The organism is Bradyrhizobium sp. F1.4.3, assembly GCF_040548375.1.
In the GTDB taxonomy this organism is placed as follows: domain Bacteria; phylum Pseudomonadota; class Alphaproteobacteria; order Rhizobiales; family Xanthobacteraceae; genus Bradyrhizobium.
Genome location: NZ_JBEPRN010000031.1, coordinates 12606 through 34408 on the forward strand (window position 1 = coordinate 12606; position 21803 = coordinate 34408).

Sequence of the window (21803 nt, forward strand, 5' to 3'; positions counted from 1 at the left end):
TGGATACCCCGCCTTCGCCGGGTATGACAGTGTCAGGTGAATTTGGCGCCTGCCTTCAGCGGCACGCCGCGCAAGAAGTCCGTGGCCTGCATCCGCGCCTTGCCTTCGCGCTGAAGCTCGAGAATGCGGATCGCGCCCTCGCCGCAGGCGATGGTGAGCTGGTCGTCGAGCACCTCGCCCGGCGCGCCCGAGCCTTTCGCGAGCTCGCAGCGCAGGATTTTGAGGCGCGCGTTCTCGCTGACGCCGGTAGGCTCGGCCCAGGCGCCGGGAAACGGCGACAGGCCATGGATGTGGCGCAGCACCTCGCGCGCGGGCCTGGTCCAGTCGATCCGCGCCTCGGCCTTGTCGATCTTGAAGGCATAGGTGACGCCGTCCTCGCTCTGCTTCCTGAGCTGGAGCCCGCCGCGTGCGAGCGCGGCCATGGCCCGCACCATCAAATCGGCACCGAGCCGGGACAGGCGATCGTGCAGATCGTTTGCTGTCATGGTGTCGGTAATGGCGAGACGCTCGGCCATGGCGACGTCGCCCGTATCGAGACCGACATCCATCTTCATCACCATCACGCCGCTCTCGGCATCGCCGGCCATGATCGCGCGGTTGATGGGAGCCGCACCGCGCCAGCGCGGCAGCAACGAGGCGTGCAGATTGTAGCAGCCGAGCTTTGGCGCATCGAGAATGGCCTGCGGCAGGATCATGCCATAGGCGACCACGACGGCGGCGTCAGCATCAAACGCGCGAAACGCGTCGAGCGCATCCTGTGTCTTCAGCGTCTTCGGCGTCAGCACGGGAACGCCAAGTTTTCGCGCGGCCTCTTCCACCGCGGTCGGCTGCAATTGCAAGCCGCGCCGCCCGCCCGGCTTCGGCGCGCGGGTGTAGACGGCCACGATCTCGTGGCCGTGAGCGACGAGTTCCAAAAGCGTCGGCACGGAGAAATCGGGCGTGCCCATGAAGATCAGGCGGAGGGGCATGGGGCGGCGCTCGGTAAGGGTTTGTTTCTCCGTCATGCCCGGGCTTGTCCCGAGCATCCACGGTCTTGGCGACAAAGCAAGCAAAGCGTGGATGGCCGGGTCAAGCCCGGCCATGACGACGAGACAGAACTCACTCCCCGCGCTTGGCGGCTTTCTCGAATTTCTTCAGCACGCGGTCGCGCTTGAGCTTTGACAGATAGTCGACGAACAGCACGCCGTTGAGGTGGTCGATCTCGTGCTGGATGCAGGTGGCGAACAGGCCATCGGCGTCTTCCTCGTGCACCTTGCCGTCGAGATCGGTGAAGCGCACCCGCACCTTCGCGGGCCGCTCGACCTCCTCGTAATACTCGGGGATCGACAGGCAGCCTTCCTCGTAGACCGACAGCTCCTCGGACGAGGCGATGACCTCCGGATTGATGAAGACGCGCGGCTCCGGCGTAGTCTCGCCGTTCTCGTCACGCTTGGCGAGGTCCATGGTGATGAGCCGCAGCGGCTGCGCGATCTGGATCGCCGCGAGCCCGATGCCGGGCGCGTCGTACATGGTCTCGAACATGTCGTCGGCAAGCTTGCGGATCTCCGGCGTGACCTTCTCGATCGGCTTGGAGACCAGACGCAGCTGCTTGTCGGGCAGGATGATGATTTCTCTGAGGGCCATGGCCGCGATTTAAGCCGCGCGCCGGATGTGGTCAATGCGGCCGGGAACTCCGTTAACGGTTCGCTAACCATAAAACTTGAGGTTTCGTTAACCATAAAAATTAACGGGGCATTCACCATAAATGTTCGCTATTCGTTCGTGCGAGCCGGCGAATCGGCTAGAAGCACAGGCATGAATGAGATCATTTTCACGGCTGGCGACTGGCCGGTGCGCACCATCGACGCGCTGATCGGCTTCGGCGGCCTCGTCCTCATCCTGCTGGTCGTGATTGCCGTGGTGATCGCGCGCTCAGGGCGGCGCGGCGCGGAACTCGCGATGGCTAATGCCATTCGCGCCGACGAGCTCGAGGAGCGCCTGAGCCAGGTGCTGCACGCCCAGAGCGAGGCCTCCGGCCGGGCCGACGCCATGACCCAGGCGCTGGCAGGCCGCCAGGCCGAGATGGCCCGCGCGGTCAACGAGCGGCTGGATTCGGTGACCCATCGCGTTGGCCAGTCCATGGAGCATTCGACCCGCAACACCATGGAGAGCCTGCGCGCCCTGCACGAGCGGCTCGGCATTATCGACAGTGCCCACAAGAACCTCACCGACCTCACCACGCAGGTGACGACGTTGCGCGATGTGCTCGCCAACAAGCAGTCGCGCGGCGCCTTCGGCCAGGCGCGGATGGAGGCGATCGTCCAGGACGGCTTGCCGAAGGGCGCCTACGAATTCCAGTTCACGCTCTCGACTGGAAAGCGGCCGGACTGCGTGGTGTTCCTGCCCGACCAGCGCCCGCTCTGCATCGACGCAAAGTTTCCGCTGGAGGCGATGACCGCGCTGCACGATGCCCGCACCGACGAGGAACGGCGGATCGCCACGCAACGCTTGCGCGGCGACGTGATGAAGCATGTCAGCGACATCGCCGAGAAATACCTCGTCGCCGGCGAGACCCAGGAGATGGCGCTGATGTTCGTGCCGTCGGAATCGGTCTATGCCGAGATCCACGACGGTTTTGACGACGTGATCCAGAAGGCCTATCGCGCCCGCGTGGTGCTGGTGTCGCCCTCGCTCTTGATGCTCGCGATCCAGGTGATGCAGCAGATCATGAAGGACGCGCGCATGCGCGACGCCGCCGACCAGATCCGCACCGAGGTGATCAAGCTCGGCGACGACCTCGGCCGCCTGCGCGACCGCGTGCTGAAACTCCAGAAGCATTTTGCCGACGCCAACGAGGATGTCCGGCAAGTGCTGATCTCCGCCGACAAGATCGAGAAACGCGCGGGACGGATCGAGGAGCTCGATTTCAGCAAGACCGACGCCCCGGAAGGCCCGCATCTGGTGGCGACCGGTGCCGCCGAGCTGTTTCCAAGGAAGCTCCAGGCGGGGGAGTAATGTTTTCTTCACCTCGCCCCGCTTGCGGGGAGAGGTCGGATCGCCCTTGCGATCCGGGTGAGGGGGTACAGGTCTCACGGCCATCTCATCTGTGGAGAGAGGCCCCTCACCCCAACCCTCTCCCCGTAAGAACGGGGAGAGGGAGAAGAGGCACCGCCGCCAGAATCTGCTAACACCTCCCCATGACCGCACCTGACGCGACATCCGGAACCGTTCAAACCAGCACTGACGCTCCCGCCACATCCTGGCGAGACAGCCTTGCCGTGTACCTGCAACCGCGGGTGTTGATCGTGCTGTTTCTCGGCTTCTCGTCCGGGCTGCCGCTGGCGCTGTCGGGGTCGACGCTGCTGGTGTGGATGCGGGAATCCGGCGTCGATCTCGGGACGATCGGGCTGTTTGCACTGGTCGGCACGCCCTATACGCTGAAATTTTTGTGGGCGCCGCTGGTGGATGCGTTGCACGTGCCGCTGTTCACGCGCGCGTTCGGGCGGCGCCGCGGCTGGCTGCTGTTTTCGCAGCTGCTGCTGATCATCGCGATCCTGCTGCTGGCGCTGACCGATCCCGCGCGCTCGCCGTTCTACGTCGCGCTTGGCGCGCTGCTGGTGGCGACGACATCGTCGACACAGGACATCGTGGTCGACGCCTTCCGCGTCGAAAGCCTGCCGGAGAGCGAGCAGGCCGCCGGCATGGCTTCCTACGTCGCGGCCTACCGCATCGGCATGCTGGTCTCGACCGCGGGCGCGCTGTTCATCGTCTCGGGTTTCGAGAGCACCGGCATTGCCCGCACATCGGCCTGGATGTGGGGCTATGTGGTGATGGCGGCGATGGTGCTGATCGGGACGATCACGGCGCTGGCCGCGACCGAGCCCGAGCAATCGGTGCGGGCCGAAGCGGCAACACAGACCGAGACGGCATTCGCGCGCGTGCTCAACGCCGCGATCGGCGCCTTCTCGGAATTTTTGTCGCGCAAGGATGCGCTCGCCGCGCTCGCCTTCGTCGTGCTGTTCAAGTTCACCGACGCGTTCTCCGGCACCATGACGGCGCCGTTCGTGATCGACCTCGGCTTCTCCCGCAACGACTATGCGGCGATCGTGAAAGGCGTCGGCCTCGCAGCCACGCTGATCGGCGGCTTTGCTGGCGGCTTCGTCGCCCGGCGCTATTCGCTCGGGACCAGCTTGTGGATCGGCGGCGTGGTGCAGGCGATCGCCAACTTGTCGTTCTCCTGGCTGGCTCTGGCCGGCACCAGTCAATGGGCGCTCGCCTTCGCCATCACCTGCGAGAATTTCACCAGCGCGATCGGCACGGTGATCTTCGTGGCCTACCTCTCGGCGCTGTGTCAGAACCCGCTGCACACGGCGACGCAATACGCGCTGCTCACCGCGCTCGCAGCGGTCGGGCGTACTTATCTGTCATCGGGTGCAGGCTTTGTCGCCAAGGCGATGGGCTGGCCGCTGTTCTTCGTGATCTGCGTGCTGGTGGCGATCCCGAGCCTGATACTGCTGACCTGGCTGCAGAAGCGCGGGCACTTCGAGACGCTGGGGCCGGTGCGGGTTTAGCGCGACACCGCCTCACCTTCGTCATTGCGAGCGAAGCGAAGCAATCCAGACTGTCGCCGCGGAGACGATCTGGATTGCTTCGTCGCAAGAGCTCCTCGCAATGACGACGGAGAACATGGCAAGCTGCTGAGGACATCGCGCCAGCCTACTGCTTCCTGATCAAGCTCCACTTCGTGATCACGGCCTCGCTCATCTGGCCGGGATCGCTGGCGCAGGCGACCTCGTCGACCTTGACCGAGATCTCCTTGCCGACGAACGATTTCAGCTGCGTGGCCTGCGCGTCGCTCGACGTGACGAGCTGGAAGGTCTCAGGGCCGGTCTCGAGATTGCACAGCCCGCTCGGCGCCGGCAGGCGGCGCGGCTCGGAGGTGATCTGATAGGTCGCGATCCGCTTGCCGGCGTTCTTGACGTCGCGAACCTTCAATGCGGTCAGCTCGCCCGACAGCACCTCGCCAGTGCTGATCGGCTTGCCGGGCTTCGATGGCGGCAGCGCCTCCTCATCCTGCTGCGCGGAGAATGCCGGTGTCCCCACCGTCATCATCATCGCGACCAAAGCCAGCTGCCTGGCGAATCGTTTCGTCATGTCGTCCGTTCCGTAAGGTCTATGGGATTGTTTAGAACAGGGTCCGCTGCCGCATCGCAGCCGATAGCGTACCTTCGTCGAGATAATCAAGCTCGCCGCCGACCGGCACGCCGTGGGCGAGCCGCGTCACCTTCACATTGGCGTCCTGAAGCAGGTCGGTAATGTAATGCGCCGTGGTCTGGCCGTCGACCGTCGCATTCAGCGCCAGGATGATTTCGTGCACCTGCGCATCATGCGCGCGCGCGACCAGCGCGTCGATGGTGAGATCCTGAGGGCCGACGCCGTCGAGCGGCGACAAGGTCGCACCCAGCACGTGGTAACGACCTTGAGTCGCATTGGCCCGCTCCAGCGCCCAGAGATCGGCGACATCGGCGACGACCACGATGATCGATGGATCGCGCCGCGGATCGGTGCAGACCGTGCAGGGATTTTGGGTATCGATGTTGCCGCAGGTCTTGCAGACCTGCACCTTGTCCAGCGCCACTTGCATGGCTGAGGACAGCGGCATCATCAGCGCCTCGCGCTTCTTGATCAGATGCAGCGCCGCCCGCCGCGCGGAGCGCGGACCGAGGCCCGGTAGCCGTGCGAGAAGCTGGACCAGCCGCTCGATTTCGGGACCTGCAACCGCGCCCATATTATTGGCCGAACAGCCCCGGCGGCAGGCTGAGCCCGCCGGTGAGCGACTGCATCTTCTCCTGCATCGCGGCCTCCGCCTTGCGGCGGGCGTCGCCAAAGGCCGTGACGAGCAGATCCTCGAGCACTTCGTGCTCTTCCGGCTTCATCAGCGACGGATCGATCTTGACGCCCTTCACGTCCATCTTGGCGGTCATGCGCACGGTGACCAGACCGCCGCCGGAAATGCCCTCGACCTCGACATTGCCGAGCTCGTCCTGCATCGCCTGCATCTTGGATTGCAGTTGCGCCGCCTGCTTCATCATGCCGAGAAAATCAGCCATCGGTGTATGTCCTTGAAAAGATAGGCTCAGAGATCGTCGCCGTCGGAACCGTCCGGCGGATCGTCACTGCCATAGTCCGCGTTAATATTGGCTTCCGGCGTCTCGGGGGCAAGCCTGCGGACCTCGACGACCTTCGCACCCGGAAACCGCGACAGCACTTCCTGCACGCGCGGATCAGCCTCGGCAGTACGCGCATGCTCCTGTTTGGCCGCCTGGTTGACCGAGCGCAGCGTTGGCTGGCCCGGCTCGTTGGAGACGATCACGGTCCAGCGGCGGCCAGTCCAGAGCTCGAACTTGCGCGCAAGCTCGGTGATCATGGTCTTGGAGGCGTTGGGCTCGAGCGCGACTTCCAGCCGGCCCTCCTCGAAACGGACGAGCCGCATGTCGCTTTCGAGCGCACCCTTGGTCATGAGGTCGCGCTTCTGCCCGGCGAGCGCGACGAGCTGGGTGAAGCTCGTGACGCGCAGCACGGGCGCTGCGCCTTGCGGATCCGGAGCAGGCGCCACCATCTGCGGCCGGGCGCCGCCGCCGAACGACGACGGAGAGGAGCTCGGAGCACGCATGGGCGTTGCGGAGGCAACAGGTGCTGCGGAGGCAACCGGTGCGGCCGGCGCGCTGCGCGCCGCACTTCCACCACTCACGACCGGCGAGCCACCGCCGTTCTGCTCCAGCATCCTGATGGCTTCGTCCGGCGTCGGGAGATCAGCGACATAGGCGATGCGCACCAGCACCATCTCGGCGGCCGCAGCGGGCCGCGTCGCGGCCTGCACCTCGGTGATGCCCTTGAGCAGCATCTGCCACATCCGCGACAGCACGCGCATCGAGATCTTCGAGGCGAAATCCCGCGCGCGCACCCGCTCGGTCTCGCCATAGGCGACGTTGTCGGCGGTCGCCGGCACGATCTTGACGCGGGTGACGAAGTTGACGAACTCGGCGAGGTCGGAGAGCACGACGATGGGATCGGCGCCAACGTCGTACTGGTCGCGGAACTCCTTGAAGGCGGCCGCAATGTCGCCGCGCGCGAGCGAATCGAAGAGGTCGATGACGCGCGTACGATCGGCAAGCCCCAGCATCTGCCGCACGGCATCGGCCCTCACGGTGCCTGCCGCATGCGCGATCGCCTGGTCGAGCAACGACAGCGAATCACGCACGGAATCTTCCGCGGCGCGCGCGATGATGCCGAGCGCCTCGGGCTCGATCTCGACGTTTTCCTTCGCCGCGATATTGGCGAGGTGCTTCATCAGCACGTCGGCCTCGACGCGGCGGAGATCAAAGCGCTGGCAGCGCGATAACACCGTCACCGGAACCTTGCGGATCTCGGTGGTCGCGAACACGAATTTGGCGTGCTCCGGCGGTTCCTCAAGCGTCTTCAGGAAGGCGTTGAACGCCGCCGTCGACAGCATGTGGACTTCGTCGATGATGTAGACCTTGTAGCGGGCGCTGGCCGGCGCATAGCGCACGCTGTCATTGATCTGGCGGACGTCGTCGACGCCGGTGTGCGACGCCGCGTCCATCTCCAGCACGTCCATGTGCCGGCTTTCCATGATCGCCTGGCAATGCACGCCGAGCGTCGGCATGTGGACGGTCGGCCCCTTCACCGAGCCGTCCGGCATCTCGTAGTTGAGTGCACGGGCGAGAATGCGCGCGGTGGTGGTCTTGCCGACGCCGCGGACGCCGGTGAGGATCCAGGCCTGCGGAATCCGCCCGGTTTCGAACGCATTGGAAACGGTGCGGACCACGGCCTCCTGGCCGATCAGGTCGTCGAAAGAGGAAGGGCGGTATTTGCGTGCCAACACCCGGTAGGGCGTGCCGGCTTGCGCGCCCAGCGCAAAGCCAGCCTGGCTGGCGCTATCGGAATTGGAAGGGGCGCCAGCGTCGGTCATCGGTCGATCCGCAATGAAATCTCTCTCGGCCGGCGTTTGCGGAAAGGAGCACGCTGGCGGCTCAAGCCGCCGGCGCAATTCGCTCGGAAAAACAGGTAGGAGACTGACGAGCGACCCGATCCGGACCTCGTTAGGGCTGCTTCCTTCCGGACCTGACCCGGTTGGCGAGTGGCTCGTCCACCGCCAATCTCCCGGTCCCTATTTGGGGCCAAAAGGGCGGGAAAGCAAGCGGGTATCGCCTTGAACGGGCTGGGCTTAGCCCGGCCTTGCCCAGCATCCGGGCAATTCCCGGTCCGCCCAGCCGATAGGCTGTGCTTTCGCTGTTGGGGCCGCCTTGGTATGAACGCTGCCGGAACTCCACCTAATCAGAAAAGCGATTGATCCCAATGGTTACACGTCGTGATGTTGCATCGATTGTCGGACTTGGCGCCATTGGCGTAGCGACCGCGGGCGCGCTGGCCTCCCCGGCCGTGGCGCAGGCGGCCGATCCCAACGAATCGACCTTCGCCCGCATCCGCCGCACCAAGAAGATGCGGATCGGCGCGGTCGGCGGCGGCGCGCCCTATTACATGAAGGACCTCGCCAGCGGCCAGTGGAAGGGGTTCTACGTCGACATCGCCAAAGCGCTCGCCGACGACATGGAAGCCGAGCTCGAGATCACCGAGACCACCTGGGGCAATTCGGTGCTCGATCTCCAGTCAAACAAGATCGACATCTTCTTCGGCCTCAACCCGACGCCGAAGCGCGCGCTGGTGGTCGATTTCTCGGTGCCGGTCTTCAACAACGCCTTCGGCATCCTCTGCAAGAAGGACTTCAAGCCGAAGAGCTGGGCCGAGCTCAATTCGCCCGACATCAGGATCGCCGTCGACCAGGGCTCGTCGCACGACCAGGTCGTCAGCCGCCTGACGCCGAAGGCGCAGATCTCGCGGCTGAAGAGCGCCGACGATGCCACCGCCGCGCTCCAGACCGGCCGCGTCGACGCGCAGTGCCTGATCACCATGCTGTCGCTGACCGTCCTGAAGAAGAACCCCTCGCTCGGCCAGTTCGTGCTGCCAACGCCGATCTTCGCCACCACGTCGAATGCCGGCTTCCGCCGCGAGACCGACAAGACCTGGCGTGACTACGTCAACACCTGGATCGACTTCAACAAGGGCCTCGGCTTCATCCGCAACGCGATCATCACCAACATGGAGCTCGTGGGCGTGACCGAAGCGGACATTCCGCCGGGTGTTTCGCTGTAAGGTGATGAGTTTGGGTCGAGCTCAGTCCGCCCGCCCCGCCCTGCTCCCTCTCCCGCTTGCGGGAGAGGGTCGGGGTAAGGGTATCTCCGCAGTCGAGAGCCCAATGAGGAGAGAGCCCTCACCCGGCGCTTCGCGCCGACCTCTCCCGCAAGCGGGAGAGGCGCAGCGAGAGCGCCGCGGCGCCGTTCCACACTTTCTGGCGGCTGAGTAACACACGCATGTATCAGTGGGACTTCGGCATCCTCTGGAGCTATCGCTGGCTCTTTCTCAACGGGCTTGGCGTCACCGTCGGCTTCACCGTGGTCATCGTCGTGCTTGGACTGGTCTTCGGCCTGTTCGGCGCGTTCGGCAGCCTGTCGCGCTTGAGAGCGGTGCGCCTGGTCGCGCTCACCTTCATCGAGGCGTTCCGCTGCACGCCGATCCTGGTGCAGCTGATCTGGTTCTATTACGCGCTGCCGATCCTCGCCGGGGTCGAGATGACGCCGATCACGGCCTCGGCGCTGGCGCTGTCGCTCTATGGCGGCTCGTTCTATTCGGAGATCATCCGCGGCGGCATCATCTCGATCGACCGCGGCCAGTCCGAAGCCGGCGCCGCGCTCGGCATGACGCCGCTTCAGACCATGAAGCGCATCGTGCTGCCGCAGGCGATCAAGCGTATGATCCCGGCGCTGATGAACCAGTCGATCATCCAGTTCAAGAACACCTCGCTGGTCTCGGTGCTGGCGGTACCCGACCTCGTCTACCAGAGCCAGGTCGCCGCCCATGACAGCTACCGGCCGCTGGAGACCTACACCGCAGTCGCGGTCGCCTATGCCGCGATCCTGATTCCCCTGACTATCCTCGCCCGGCGCGGCGAGAAGCGACTGGCGGTCAGCGAATGAGCGAGACGTCAAAAATCGAGATCCGTAACTTGCGCAAAAGTTTTGGCAGCAACGAGGTTCTGAAGAACATCAGCCTCGACGTCGCCAAGGGCGGCGTGGTGGCACTGATCGGCCCGTCCGGATCGGGCAAGTCGACGCTGCTCCGCTGCATCAATCTCCTGGTCGTGCCCGACGGCGGCAGCGTCCGGGTCGGCGATACCCACTTCCAGTTCGGTCAAGGTACGAAGCCGCCGGACGTGAAGACCCTGGCAAGATTCCGCGCCACCACCGGCATGGTGTTCCAGCATTTCAATCTGTTCCCGCACATGACGACGCTCCAGAACGTGATGGAGGGGCCGGTCACGGTGCGGCGCATGGCCAAGGCGGACGCTGAAAAGCTGGCGCGCGCGCAGCTCGCCAAGGTGGGCCTAGAAGGCGGACCAATATCCGTCGACGCTCTCCGGCGGACAGAAGCAGCGCGTCGCGATCGCGCGGGCGCTCGCCATGGAGCCCGACGTCATGCTGTTCGATGAAGCAACATCGGCACTCGATCCCGAGCTCGTCGGCGAAGTCCTCGCCGTCATCCAGCAACTGGCCTCCGAGGGCATGACCATGGTGATCGTGACCCATGAGATCGCCTTCGCCCGCGAGGTCGCCGACCGCCTCATCTTCATGCGCGACGGCGTCGTGGTCGAGGAAGGCCCGGCCCGCCAGGTGATCGACAATCCGCAGGAAGCCGCGACGCGCGCCTTCCTCAGCCATTTCCACCGCACCGGCGCACTACCGCCGGCCAACGCAGCATCGTGATGCCTGATATCGATCGTGTCTATCTCGTCACCGGCGCCGCCAGCGGCATCGGCCGCGCCACCGCAAAGCTGCTCGCGGCTCCTGGCACCGCGCTTCTGCTGCACACGCGCTCGAACGCGGCTGGTCTCGATGCCACCGCCGCGGAAGCTGAAACGCTGGGGGCGGTGGTCGCAAAATGCCTCGGAGATCTCGCAGGGGAAGCAACGGCCACCGATGCGGTCGCCGCCGCGCAAAACGCCTTCGGACGGCTCGATGGATTGATCCTGGTTGGCGGCCACGCGCGCCGCGGCAGCGCCATCGGCACGCCGGCGGATCAGTTCCGCCAGGCGATGGATGAATCGGCGCTGGCCTTCACGCGGCTGGTCGACGCTGCGCTCCCGCTGCTGCGCGCTGGACGCGACGCGCGGATCGTCGCGGTGTCGTCATTCGTGGCGCACGCGATCCGGCCCGAATTCGCGCCGTTCGCGGCGACGGCCGCGAGCCGTTCCGCACTGGAAGCGCTGGTGCGGCTCACCGCGATCGAGCTCGCCAGGGACGGCATCACCGTCAACGCGGTTGCGCCGGGCCTGATCGTCAAGGACAAGCCGAGCGAGAACAGGCTTTCGCCCGAGCAGATCGCCGCGACCGAGGCGCTGATTCCGATGGGCCGCCGCGGACGACCTGAAGAGGTGGCCGAAATCATCGCTTTCCTGGCGTCGCCGAAAGCGTCCTACGTCACCGGCCAGGTCTGGCACGTCAATGGAGGCCTGACATGACCGAAGCGACCGTCGAACGTCTCAAGCTGTTCCTGATCGAGAGCCCGATCAAGATGGCGCGCCTCCAGGGCGTCGGCAACGTCAAGGGCACCGTCAAGCGCGTGCTGATCGAACTCACCTCAAGCGACGGCGTGATCGGCTGGGGCGAGGCGGCGCCGTGGGAAGTGTTCACGGGAACGCCGGAAGCGGCATTCTCCGCGCTCGACATCTATCTGCGGCCGATCGTGCTCGGCAAACCCGTGCGCCGCATCCGCGCGCTGATGGCCGAGCTCGACCGCGCGCTGGTCGGACATGCCGAGGCGAAAGTCGCGATCGAGATGGCGCTGCTCGACATCGTCGGCAAATCATCGGGGCTTTCGGTCGCTGACCTCCTCGGCGGCCGCGTGCGCGACACGATCCCGCTCTCCTTCTCGATTGCCGATCCGGATTTCGCCGCCGATCTCGAGCGCATGCGAAAGATGGTTCCGGACGGCAACGTCATCTACAAGGTCAAGACCGGCGTGAAGCCGCATCGCGAGGACCTCGATCACCTCGAGGCGATCCGGAATGAGTTCGGCGACAAGGTCGATCTGCGCGTCGACTACAACCAGGCGCTCGCGCCGTTCGGCGCTATCAAGATCCTGCGCGATGTCGAGCAATTTGCGCCGACCTTCATCGAACAGCCGGTGCCGCGCAAATTTCTCGACGTCATGGCGCAGCTCACCGCGGCGCTGGAAACGCCTGTCCTCGCTGACGAAAGCTGCTTCGACCGCCGCGACATGATGGAGGTGGTGCGCCGCGAGGCCGCCGATGCCGTCTCGATCAAGCTGATGAAGGCCGGCGGCCTGTTCGAAGCTCAGGCCATCATGGCGATCGCCGACATCGCCGGCCTGCCCGGCTATGGCGGCACGCTGTGGGAGGGCGGCATTGGGCTCGCCGCCGGCACGCAGCTGATTGCGGCGACGCCGGGCATCTCGCTCGGCTGCGAATTCTACATGCCGCATCATGTGCTGACCGAGGACGTGCTCGAAGAGCGCGTCGCCAACCGCGCCGGCCATGTCGTCGTTCCCGACGGCCCCGGCCTCGGCATCCGTGTCAGCGAAGCCTCGATCCGCGCCAATGCGCGCGTGCTGGCGGTGGCGTGATTCCGTCATTCCGGGGCGCGCGCAGCGCGAGCCCGGAATCCATAGCCACAGACCTCAGTTGATCGTGCGGGACCGCAACCAGGACCTCGCGCAACATCTTCTCCCTGGGGTTATGGGTCCCGGCCTTCGCCGGGACGACAGCTGAGCATGCGGCCCCTGCGGCTCCGATCCTTCCCCTATCGGACTCGGTATCGTATGGTCGAGCCAAATATTCAGGGGTTCCGCCCCGCCAAGCCCGAACCCGTCGGGCCATCCCGGAAACCTTCATGTCTGATCCCGCCTGGTCGCTGCATTCCCGCCTGAAAGAGGACACCATCGACATCGGCGATTTGCCGCTGTCGAAAGTGCTGGTCATCAAGGACGCGCATTATCCGTGGCTCTTGCTGGTGCCGCGGCGCCCTGATGCGGTCGAGATCATCGATCTCGACGAAGTCCAGCAGGCGCAATTGATGACCGAGATCTCCCGCGTCTCGCGCGCGCTGAAGGAGATCACCCAATGCGACAAGCTGAATATCGCGGCGCTGGGCAATTTGGTACCGCAGCTTCACGTCCATATCATCGCGCGCCGGACCAGTGATGCGGCATGGCCACGGCCCGTCTGGGGCGTGATGAAGCCGTTGGCGCATGACGCCACCGAGGTGCAGAATTTCATCAGCGCGCTTCGCCGAAAAATCTGGTTGGGTTGAAAGAACAAGAAATGTCAGCATTCGACTCGTTTCCGCTGGGGCAGCCGGCCTTCGTCACCAACGTCCTCGATCGCGCCGCGCATCTGCGCCGCGATGACGAAAAACTGTTCGCGATGGAGCAGAAGCCGTCCTCACGCGCCTATGTCGTCTATCGCGACTCGCTGCTGGTGAAGCGCGAGGGTGAAAAAGCGCGTGCGCTGCTGTCGATCGATGAGGCGCTGAAATGCGGCGCCAATCCCGGCACGATTTTCCTCGGCCTGCGCGATGGCGCCGCGGTGTTCGGCATGGGGATGCCGCAGGCCGCTGCCGAAAAGCTGATTGGCCGCGACGACTACACGGTGACCGAGCTGCGCGGCATGGCGATGCAGGGCGCAATCCCTCCCGAAGAGCTCTCGGCGATCGCGATGGCGAAGTCGATGGTGGGCTGGCATCAGCGCCACGGCTATTGCGCCAATTGCGGCACGCGCAGCGCGATGAAGGAAGGCGGCTGGAAGCGCGAATGCCCTGCTTGCAAGGCCGAGCATTTTCCGCGCACCGATCCCGTCGTGATCATGCTGGTGGCCTCAGGCGAAAAATGTCTGCTCGGCCGCCAGAAGCAGTTTCCGCCGGGCATGTACTCCTGCCTCGCCGGCTTCGTCGAGGCCGCCGAAACCATCGAGGATGCGGTGCGTCGCGAAATCCTCGAAGAGTCAGGCATAAGCTGCACCGACGTTCAGTATTACATGACCCAGCCCTGGCCCTACCCGTCGTCGCTAATGATCGGCTGCAGTGCGCGGGCGCTGAACGAGGACATCGTCGTCGACCACTCCGAGCTTGAAGACGCGCGCTGGTTCACGCGCGACGAGGCGGCGCTGATGCTGACGCGGACCCATCCCGACGGGCTCGCCGGCCCGCATCCCTTCGCCATTGCCCATCATCTGCTCGGCCGCTGGGTGCACGACAAGAGCGGCGCGTAAGTCGAGACCGCCGATGGCCGCACCAGGGATCGCGCCGCGCATCCTCTGCATCGGCATTCCCGTGCGCGACCTCACCTTTCGCGTCGAGGCCGTGCCCGCGCGCGGCAGCAAGGCCAACGCCAGCCATCTCGCGGAGATCTGCGGCGGTAACGCGCTCAATGCCGCGATCGCGATTGCGCGGCTCGGCGGCCGCGCCGCGTTCACTGGGCCGATGGGCAACGCGCAGGAGACATCGAGCCGCTTCATCCTCGAACGGATGGCGACCGAGGGCATCGAGACCACGCATATCGTGCGCATGCCGGGTCTGATGACGCCGGTGTCGGCGATCATGATCGAGCCCTCCGGAGAGCGAACCCTCACCATCTATCGCGATCCGGCGCTGTGGACCGTACAGCTGCCGGATGCCAACGAATTGCTGGCCGATTGCCAGGCGGTTCTCGTCGAGAGCCGCTGCGCCTCGTTCTGCACCGACCTCTGCGCCGCGGCGCGACGGCGCGGCATTGCAATCATCGTCGGCGTCGATCGCGCGATGGCGCTGACCGACAACCTGCTCACGGCCGCCTCGCATCTGCTGTTCGCCAGCGAACAGCTGCAGGAGACGACTGATGTGGCCGACGATGGCGAGGCATTGAAGCGCCTGGCGAGGCTGACGCCGGCCTTCCTCGCCGCCACCCGCGGCCCGCATGGCACGATCTGGCTGAACGAGGGGGGCGAGCTGGAGGAGACACCGGCCTTCCCAGTCCAGGCGATCGATACGCTTGGCGCCGGCGACGTCTTCCATGCTGCCTTTACGCTCCGCCTCGCCGAAAGCGGCGACGTACGGGAAGCGCTGCGATTCGCCGCGGCCGCCGCAGCGCTGAAATGCACCCGCCATGGCGGCGGCATGGCTGCACCGCAACGTATTGAGGTTGAAGAGTTTTTGCGCGGGAGCCGGGAAAGCCAGCCCAGCTGGTCGCCAAGATTATAGGCTTGCTATAGAATGATCTTCTCTATATCAGGTAAATCGACCCTTGAATTGGAACAAAGTTCTTCAAATGGCTGACCTCGCTGTCCAAATCCCAGAGACCAGCCGCCGGCTCGACGCCATCGATCGCAAGATCCTGATGGTGCTTCAGGACGACGCCTCCCTGTCAGTTGCGGAGATCGGCGACCGTGTCGGGCTGTCCTCGACCCCCTGCTGGAAGCGCATCCAGCGCCTTGAGGCCGACGGCGTCATCCTGAAGCGGGTGGCGCTGGTCGACCAGAACAAGATCGGGCTCGGCATCTCCGTATTCGTGTCGGTGGAGAGCTCCGATCATTCCGATGCCTGGCTCAAGAGATTCGCCGAAGCCGTCAGCGCCATGCCCGAGGTGATGGAGTTCTACCGGATGGCCGGCGACGTCGACTACATGCTGCGCGTCGTGGTCGCGGACATGCAGGCCTATGACGTGTTCTACAAGAAGCTGATCAGCGCCGTACCGCTGAAGAACGTCACCTCGCGCTTCGCGATGGAGAAGATCAAGTCGGTCACCGCACTGCCGATCCCGGCGGTGGTGGCGGCTTAAGTCTCACCACAAAGAAGCTGTCATCGCCCGGCTCGATGACCGGGCGATCCAGTATTCCAACGACGACGATGGGATACGGAGAAGCTGCGGCGTACTGTCATGCCCCGGTCAAGCCGGGGATGACAGTAGAGCTTGTGGTGCGAGCGCGCGAGCCCCGCGCTTAGATCTTCTGATTGTACTCGCCGACTTCGGGATGGGTGCGCAGCACGCTGTCCACCATCTCGAACATGTCGCGCATGCGCTGTTCCGAGACCGGGCTCTCGACCACGACCACGAGCTCGGGCTTGTTGGAGGAGGCGCGCACCAGGCCCCAGCTGCCGTCCTCGACCGTAACGCGCACGCCGTTGACGGTGACGAGATCACGGATCGATTGTCCGCCGATCTTCGCACCCTTCGCCTGCAACGCCTCGAAATGCTTCACTACGGCATCGACGACGCCATATTTGGTCTCGTCCGCACAATGCGGCGACATCGTCGGCGACGACCACGTCTTCGGCAGCGCGTTCTTGAGGTCGGCCATCGACTTGCCGGGCGCGCGATCGAGCATCTCGCAGATCGCGATCGCCGACACCAAGCCGTCGTCATAGCCGCGGCCGACCGGCTTGTTGAAGAAGAAATGGCCGGATTTCTCGAAACCGGCCAGCGCACCGAGTTCGTTGGTGCGGCGCTTCATGTAGGAATGGCCGGTCTTCCAATAGGTGGTCTTGGCGCCCTGCTTCTGCAGCACGGGATCCGTCACAAACAAGCCGGTCGATTTCACGTCGACGACGAACTGCGCGTCCTTGACGATTGCCGACATGTCGCGCGCCAGCATCACGCCGACCTTGTCGGCGAAGATCTCCTCGCCGGTGTTGTCGACGACGCCGCAGCGGTCGCCGTCGCCGTCGAAGCCGAGGCCGACATCGGCCTTATGCTGCAGCACCGCGTCGCGGATCGCGTGCAGCATCTCCATGTCTTCAGGGTTTGGATTGTATTTCGGGAAGGTGTAGTCGAGCTCGGTGTCGAGCGGAATCACCTCGCAGCCGATCGCTTCCAGAACCTGCGGCGCGAACGCGCCGGCGGTGCCGTTGCCGCAGGCTGCGACGACCTTGAGCTTTCGCTTCAGCTTCGGACGGCTGGTGAGATCGGCGATGTAGCGCGCCGGATAGTTTTCGTGGAATTGGTAGGAGCCGCCGGCCTTGTTCTTGAAATCGGCGTTGAGCACGATCTCCTTCAGCCGCGTCATCTCGTCGGGGCCGAAGGTCAAGGGACGGTTGGCACCCATCTTCACGCCGGTCCAGCCGTTGTCGTTGTGCGAGGCCGTGACCATGGCGCAGCAGGGCACGTCGAGATCGAACTGCGCGAAATAGGCCATTGGCGTCACCGCAAGGCCGATGTCGTGCACCTTGCAGCCCGCAGCCATCAGGCCGGAGATCAGCGCGTATTTGATCGAGGCCGAATAGCCGCGGAAATCATGGCCGGTGACGATCTCCTGGCTGACGCCGAGCTCGGCGATCAGCGCGCCCAGCCCCATGCCGAGCGCCTGGATCCCCATCAGGTTGATTTCCTTTTGGAACAACCAGCGCGCGTCGTATTCGCGAAAACCGGTCGCCTTCACCATCGGCTCGGATTCGAAGGCATAGGTGTTGGGCAACAATACGGATTTCGGCTTGGGGAACATTGAGACGATCTCGTGAAAAAGGCAGGAATTGATGCAGCCTTAGCGAATGCCGGGCCGCAGCGGAAGGCGGGAATGGCAGCTTATGGCTAATAATTGCGGCAGTTTGGTAACGGGGAAACGCTATGGAGGCCCGTCCAGCTCTTCGATCATCCGCTTGATCACTGGCTCCAGCTCCGGCAAGTGCACCGTCGCTATCTCCCACAGCTGAAAATCGTCGAGCCGCTGATATTCGTGCCGCAGAAGGTTTCCGATCCCGATGATGGAAGCCCAGGGAACATCGCCGTATCGCGCCAAAAGATCACGCGGCAGCGCCTTGACGGCCTCTGAAATAATCTGCGCGGCGCGCTCGACTGTCCGGCGGTGCAGATAGCTCGTTCGATATTGCTCGAAAGTAAGCCCCTTGACGGCAGCAGCGACACCGTCGATCTCATCGCGAATATGCAGCAGGCGCGCTCTTGGGCTTCTGCTCGCGGCCATCAAAATATCCGCAGCGCTTCGCGTTCCACGTCCGACCGAATGTGGGGCGAGAGACCGGCACGGGTCGAATAGCCGATCTCAACGCGGTGCTCGAAAACGTCCTGCAAGGCCTCATAGGCCTCCATGAACGGCAGGAGGCCAAGATCCTTATCCGGCGCAGGATCAACGAAGACGTCCACATCGGAGCCGGTATTCGCCTCATCGCGAGCATGGGAGCCGAACAGATAAAGGGCCCCAACGCCCGCGGCCCGCAGAGCGGGCTCGACTTCCTTCAACCGGGCAATGACGTCATCGCGGCGCATGGGGTCAATATAGACGCAAATGTGCTGTTTTCCAGCACTTCGATAGGCTTACTGCTCCAGCACCATCTGGCCGTTGGCGTATTCGAACCGTTTCAGCCTGGACAGGAAGGAGAGGCCGAGCAGGTTCTCCGACAGCGCCTCGTCCGGAAGCACCATGGCATCGACGTCGCGCACGATGAGGCCGCCGACGTCGAGCATGGCGATGCGGGCGCGCGCGGCCTTGATGGTGCCGTTGGCGGTAGAGACGGTGGCGTTGTACTCGCCGCGCGAGGGACGAAGGCCAAAGCGGGCGGCAGAGGTCTCGTTCAGCGCGACCACGGAAGCGCCGGTGTCGACCATGAAGCCGATGCGCTGGCCCTCGATGCGACCTTCGGTCTGGAAATGGCCGCGGCCATCGCGCGCAATGCTGAAGCTGCGGCCGCCAGCCGGCGCCGTTGTCGCAACTGCCACCGTCGTGCGCGGTGCGGACGTGGCGGACGCGGAGCTCATCCTGTCCGCCATTTGCGCCATGAAGGTGCCCAGCCCGATCAGGATGGCCGCGAAGATCATTATGTTACGCATGACACTACTCGGAACCGAAAGCACGATTTGACCACGCGACGTGCCTGCCCGCGAGCGAAGCCGCGACTGAGGCGGTGCTATTTTGACGAAAAGGATGAGCGGACGGTTAATGCGCGTTGGTGATTTCTCAGGTGCCGCGGGGCTTCACTCGCCGGGTCGGGAGCGCATTCGCCGGATCTTCCGGCCATGGATGGCGCGGATAGCGGCCGCGCAGGTCGGAGCGCACGGCGCTATAGCTGCCGCGCCAGAAGCCCGGAAGATCGCGCGTCACCTGCACCGGGCGCTGCGCCGGCGACAGCAATTCCAGCACCAGCGGCACCTTGCCGGCCGCGATCGAGGGATGGGTGTTGAGGCCGAACAATTCCTGGAGCCGCACCGCGATGGTCGGTCCCTGCTCGGCTTCATAGTCGATCGCGAGCACGGTGCCGGTCGGCGCCTCGAAATGGGTCGGCGCCTCGCGATCGAGCCGCGCGCGCATCTCCCACGGCAACAGCGCCATTAGCGCATCGGAAAGATCGCCGGCGGAGATATCCTTCAGCGCGGTCTTGTCGTAGAGCGCGGGCACCAGCCAGTCGTCGCGCCGCGCGATCAGTCCATCGTCCGAGAGGTCGGGCCAGTTCGCGCCTTCCGCCTTGCGCAGAAACATCACGCGATCGCGCCATTGCCTGGCCGCTTTCGACCAGGGCAGCCGGTCGAGGCCCGCGGCAATCAGCCCGTCGGCGAGAATGCGCGCGGTCGCCTCCGAAGGCGACAGCGCGAACGGTGCCTCCGACAGCGTGATCGCATGCAGCGTACGCTTTCGCCGCGCGCGCAGCGCCATCGCACCACGATCGAAGGAAATCTCGTCGACGGCCTCGATATGCTCGGCGAAGTGCAGCTCGATATCGTCCTGCGCGATCGGGGCGGCAAGCAGGATGCGTCCGCTGGCCGCCGTCCCCGTCATCTCGCCGATCGCTATATAGGGCACACGGGCAAGCGACGACGATTGCTCCACCGCGGCGCCGCGGCCGTTGGCGAGCACAAAACTGCCATTGCCGCGGTTGCGCGCGACGCGGTCCGGGAAGGCGTAGGCGAGCATCAGGCCGGTCGAGAGATCATCCTGCGGCCCCGCCTTCTCTGACGCCGCGACCTGGGAAGCCCAGCGCCGCGCCAGGTCACGCGCACTTGCGGCCCGCGGCGAACGGTCACGGCGGAACTGATCAAGCCTGTGCTCGAGATCGGCGTTGTCGCCGCCGAGCCCGCGCTCGGTGAGGATGGCGGCGATTTCGGCGGCGGCCTCGCCCTCACCCGCGCGGTGCGAATCCACGATCATGCGCGCCAGCCGCGGCGGCAGCGCCAGCGCGCGCAGGCTCTTGCCTTCCGACGTGATGCGGCCGTCGCCATCGAGCGCGTTGAGCTCGGAGAGCAGGCTCTTGGCTTCCTTCCAGGCCGGCTGGGGTGGCGGGTCGAGGAACGACAGTGCCGCCGGATCCGCGACGCCCCATTGCGCGAGATCGAGCACCAGCGACGACAAATCGGCGCTGAGGATCTCCGGCTGGGTATAGGGCGTCAGCGACGCGGTCTGCGGCTCGTCCCAGAGCCGGTAGCAGATTCCGGGCTCGGTGCGACCGGCGCGGCCGCGACGCTGATCTGCCGCCGCACGCGAGGCACGCACGGTCTCCAGCCGCGTCAGTCCGATATCCGGCTCATAGCGTGGCACGCGGGCAAGGCCTGAATCGACCACGATGCGGACGCCCTCGATGGTGAGCGAGGTCTCCGCGATCGAGGTCGCCAGCACCACCTTGCGCATGCCCTTCGGCGCCGGCGAGATCGCGCGATCCTGCACGGCGGCATCGAGCGCGCCGAACAGCGGCACGATCTCGATGGAGGCATCCTGCACGCGCTCGCTGAGGAAATTCTGGGTGCGGCGGATTTCGGCCGCGCCCGGCAGGAACGCCAGCACCGAGCCGGCATCGGCGCGCAGGGCAGAGGCGATCGCATCCGCCATCTGCCGCTCGATCTGAGCATCCGCCTTGCGGCCGAGATAACGCGTCTCGACCGGAAAGGCGCGGCCCTCGCTTTCGACGACGGGCGCCTCGCCCAAGAGTTTTGCGACACGCGCGCCATCGAGCGTTGCCGACATCACCAGGATGCGCAGATCTTCGCGCAGTCCCAGTTGCGCATCGCGCGCCAGCGCGAGGCCGAGATCGGCATCGAGCGAGCGCTCGTGGAATTCGTCGAACAGGACGGCGGCGATGCCCGAGAGCTCGGGATCGTCGAGGATCTGGCGGGTGAAAATGCCTTCGGTCACCACCTCGATGCGCGTTGCCCGCGATATCTTCGAGCCGAAACGCACACGGTAGCCGACGGTCTCTCCAGCGCGCTCGCCGAGCGATTTGGCCATGCGATCCGCGCTGGCACGCGCCGCAATGCGCCGCGGTTCGAGCACGATGATCTTTTTGCCCGCGGCCCAGGGCGCATCCAAGAGCGCAAGCGGCACCCGCGTGGTCTTGCCGGCGCCGGGCGGCGCCACCAGCACGGCGGCGTTATGCGCCTCCAGCGTGCGCGACAGATCGTCGAGCACGGCGTCGATCGGCAGGGGCGTGTCGAAGCTGCGGGGCAAAAGTCTCGATCCGTCATCGTCCGCCTTGTGCGCAACTGCGCACTGGGGGCGGGCGATCCAGTCAACTCAGATCCCGGCCATTCCGAAGATCTCTGCGTACTGGATACCCCGCCTTCGCGGGGTATGACAATCATATGTGGCGATCAGCCCTGCACCGACGACCGCCCGACGCTCTCATAGACGAAGCCGGCGGCGGCCATTTCTTCGGGACGGTAGATATTGCGGAGGTCGACAATGACGGGCTGGGCCATGGTCG

The 21803-nt window shown here is 65.1% G+C and carries 21 protein-coding genes, 1 other RNA gene and 2 pseudogenes; 11 read left to right on the plus strand and 13 right to left on the minus strand.

Annotated features, from left to right (window positions below; translation table 11 throughout):
• Positions 1-32: 32 nt before the first annotated feature.
• Positions 33-968: a methionyl-tRNA formyltransferase gene (gene fmt, locus ABIB73_RS36620; protein WP_354232234.1), complete on the minus strand. Its 936-nt coding sequence runs from the start codon at positions 966-968 to the stop codon at positions 33-35.
• Between the two features lie 130 nt (positions 969-1098).
• On the minus strand, positions 1099-1623 hold the full coding sequence (def, locus tag ABIB73_RS36625; RefSeq protein WP_354232236.1) for a peptide deformylase: 525 nt from the start codon (positions 1621-1623) through the stop codon (positions 1099-1101).
• A 171-nt stretch (positions 1624-1794) separates the two neighbouring features.
• Between def and ABIB73_RS36630 the strand changes: the two genes are divergently transcribed.
• A complete protein-coding gene (locus ABIB73_RS36630) occupies positions 1795-2994 on the plus strand; it encodes a DNA recombination protein RmuC (RefSeq protein ID WP_354232237.1) in 1200 nt (399 codons plus the stop codon).
• 182 nt (positions 2995-3176) lie between these two features.
• Positions 3177-4550, plus strand: coding sequence for an AmpG family muropeptide MFS transporter (locus ABIB73_RS36635; RefSeq protein ID WP_354232239.1), 1374 nt, complete (start codon positions 3177-3179; stop codon positions 4548-4550).
• A gap of 145 nt (positions 4551-4695) precedes the next feature.
• Here the strand turns inward: ABIB73_RS36635 and ABIB73_RS36640 are convergent, their stop codons facing one another.
• The 5 genes from ABIB73_RS36640 to ffs all read right to left on the minus strand — a co-directional run bounded on the left by ABIB73_RS36640 (position 4696) and on the right by ffs (position 8164).
• Positions 4696-5133 carry a hypothetical protein gene (locus tag ABIB73_RS36640; protein WP_354232241.1) on the minus strand — a complete coding sequence of 146 codons (438 nt, stop codon included), beginning with the start codon at positions 5131-5133 and terminating at the stop codon, positions 4696-4698.
• Positions 5134-5164: 31 nt separating this feature from the next.
• Positions 5165-5767 (minus strand): recombination mediator RecR, encoded by a 603-nt coding sequence (gene recR, locus ABIB73_RS36645; RefSeq protein WP_354232243.1) that lies wholly within the window; start codon positions 5765-5767, stop codon positions 5165-5167.
• Between the two features lies 1 nt (position 5768).
• Positions 5769-6089, minus strand: coding sequence for a YbaB/EbfC family nucleoid-associated protein (locus ABIB73_RS36650; RefSeq protein ID WP_354232244.1), 321 nt, complete (start codon positions 6087-6089; stop codon positions 5769-5771).
• Positions 6090-6115: 26 nt separating this feature from the next.
• Complete coding sequence (locus ABIB73_RS36655) at positions 6116-7972, minus strand: DNA polymerase III subunit gamma/tau (protein ID WP_354232246.1); 1857 nt, start codon at positions 7970-7972, stop codon at positions 6116-6118.
• A gap of 95 nt (positions 7973-8067) precedes the next feature.
• Positions 8068-8164, minus strand: an RNA gene (gene ffs / locus ABIB73_RS36660) — signal recognition particle sRNA small type.
• A 194-nt stretch (positions 8165-8358) separates the two neighbouring features.
• Between ffs and ABIB73_RS36665 the strand changes: the two genes are divergently transcribed.
• The 9 genes and pseudogenes from ABIB73_RS36665 (at position 8359) to ABIB73_RS36705 (ending at position 15945) form a co-directional block, all read left to right on the plus strand.
• Entirely contained in the window at positions 8359-9213 is an 855-nt protein-coding gene (locus ABIB73_RS36665; RefSeq protein WP_354232248.1) for a transporter substrate-binding domain-containing protein, read from the plus strand.
• Positions 9214-9431: 218 nt separating this feature from the next.
• Positions 9432-10094 carry an amino acid ABC transporter permease gene (locus tag ABIB73_RS36670; protein WP_354232250.1) on the plus strand — a complete coding sequence of 221 codons (663 nt, stop codon included), beginning with the start codon at positions 9432-9434 and terminating at the stop codon, positions 10092-10094.
• Positions 10091-10880: pseudogene (locus tag ABIB73_RS36675) on the plus strand (amino acid ABC transporter ATP-binding protein). The gene ABIB73_RS36670 and the pseudogene ABIB73_RS36675 overlap by 4 nt, the downstream one beginning before the upstream one ends.
• Complete coding sequence (locus tag ABIB73_RS36680; RefSeq protein WP_354232252.1) at positions 10880-11635, plus strand: SDR family NAD(P)-dependent oxidoreductase; 756 nt, start codon at positions 10880-10882, stop codon at positions 11633-11635. The pseudogene ABIB73_RS36675 and the gene ABIB73_RS36680 overlap by 1 nt, the downstream one beginning before the upstream one ends.
• Positions 11632-12759: a muconate cycloisomerase family protein gene (locus ABIB73_RS36685; protein ID WP_354232254.1), complete on the plus strand. Its 1128-nt coding sequence runs from the start codon at positions 11632-11634 to the stop codon at positions 12757-12759. Before ABIB73_RS36680 ends, ABIB73_RS36685 begins: the two co-directional genes overlap by 4 nt.
• A 266-nt stretch (positions 12760-13025) precedes the next feature.
• Positions 13026-13445 (plus strand): HIT domain-containing protein, encoded by a 420-nt coding sequence (locus tag ABIB73_RS36690; protein WP_354232256.1) that lies wholly within the window; start codon positions 13026-13028, stop codon positions 13443-13445.
• A gap of 11 nt (positions 13446-13456) precedes the next feature.
• Positions 13457-14401 carry an NAD(+) diphosphatase gene (nudC, locus tag ABIB73_RS36695; protein WP_354232258.1) on the plus strand — a complete coding sequence of 315 codons (945 nt, stop codon included), beginning with the start codon at positions 13457-13459 and terminating at the stop codon, positions 14399-14401.
• A 13-nt stretch (positions 14402-14414) separates the two neighbouring features.
• On the plus strand, positions 14415-15368 hold the full coding sequence (locus tag ABIB73_RS36700) for a sugar kinase (RefSeq protein ID WP_354232260.1): 954 nt from the start codon (positions 14415-14417) through the stop codon (positions 15366-15368).
• A gap of 67 nt (positions 15369-15435) precedes the next feature.
• The gene (locus ABIB73_RS36705; RefSeq protein ID WP_354232261.1) at positions 15436-15945 is read left to right on the plus strand and encodes an Lrp/AsnC family transcriptional regulator; all 510 of its coding nucleotides are present in this window, start codon (positions 15436-15438) and stop codon (positions 15943-15945) included.
• A gap of 160 nt (positions 15946-16105) precedes the next feature.
• On the opposite strand, the gene ABIB73_RS36710 is transcribed toward ABIB73_RS36705, so the two are convergent.
• From ABIB73_RS36710 to ABIB73_RS36735, 6 genes and pseudogenes are all read right to left on the minus strand, one after another.
• Complete coding sequence (locus ABIB73_RS36710) at positions 16106-17605, minus strand: phosphomannomutase/phosphoglucomutase (RefSeq protein ID WP_354232263.1); 1500 nt, start codon at positions 17603-17605, stop codon at positions 16106-16108.
• A 120-nt stretch (positions 17606-17725) separates the two neighbouring features.
• The gene (locus ABIB73_RS36715) at positions 17726-18082 is read right to left on the minus strand and encodes a HepT-like ribonuclease domain-containing protein (protein WP_354232265.1); all 357 of its coding nucleotides are present in this window, start codon (positions 18080-18082) and stop codon (positions 17726-17728) included.
• Positions 18082-18384 (minus strand): nucleotidyltransferase family protein, encoded by a 303-nt coding sequence (locus ABIB73_RS36720; protein ID WP_354232267.1) that lies wholly within the window; start codon positions 18382-18384, stop codon positions 18082-18084. Before ABIB73_RS36720 ends, ABIB73_RS36715 begins: the two co-directional genes overlap by 1 nt.
• A gap of 48 nt (positions 18385-18432) precedes the next feature.
• Positions 18433-18945: a TIGR02281 family clan AA aspartic protease gene (locus ABIB73_RS36725; protein ID WP_354232269.1), complete on the minus strand. Its 513-nt coding sequence runs from the start codon at positions 18943-18945 to the stop codon at positions 18433-18435.
• A 127-nt stretch (positions 18946-19072) separates the two neighbouring features.
• A complete protein-coding gene (gene hrpB, locus ABIB73_RS36730; RefSeq protein ID WP_354232270.1) occupies positions 19073-21547 on the minus strand; it encodes an ATP-dependent helicase HrpB in 2475 nt (824 codons plus the stop codon).
• A 143-nt stretch (positions 21548-21690) separates the two neighbouring features.
• Positions 21691-21803, minus strand: a pseudogene (locus ABIB73_RS36735) (UDP binding domain-containing protein); the annotation flags it as partial.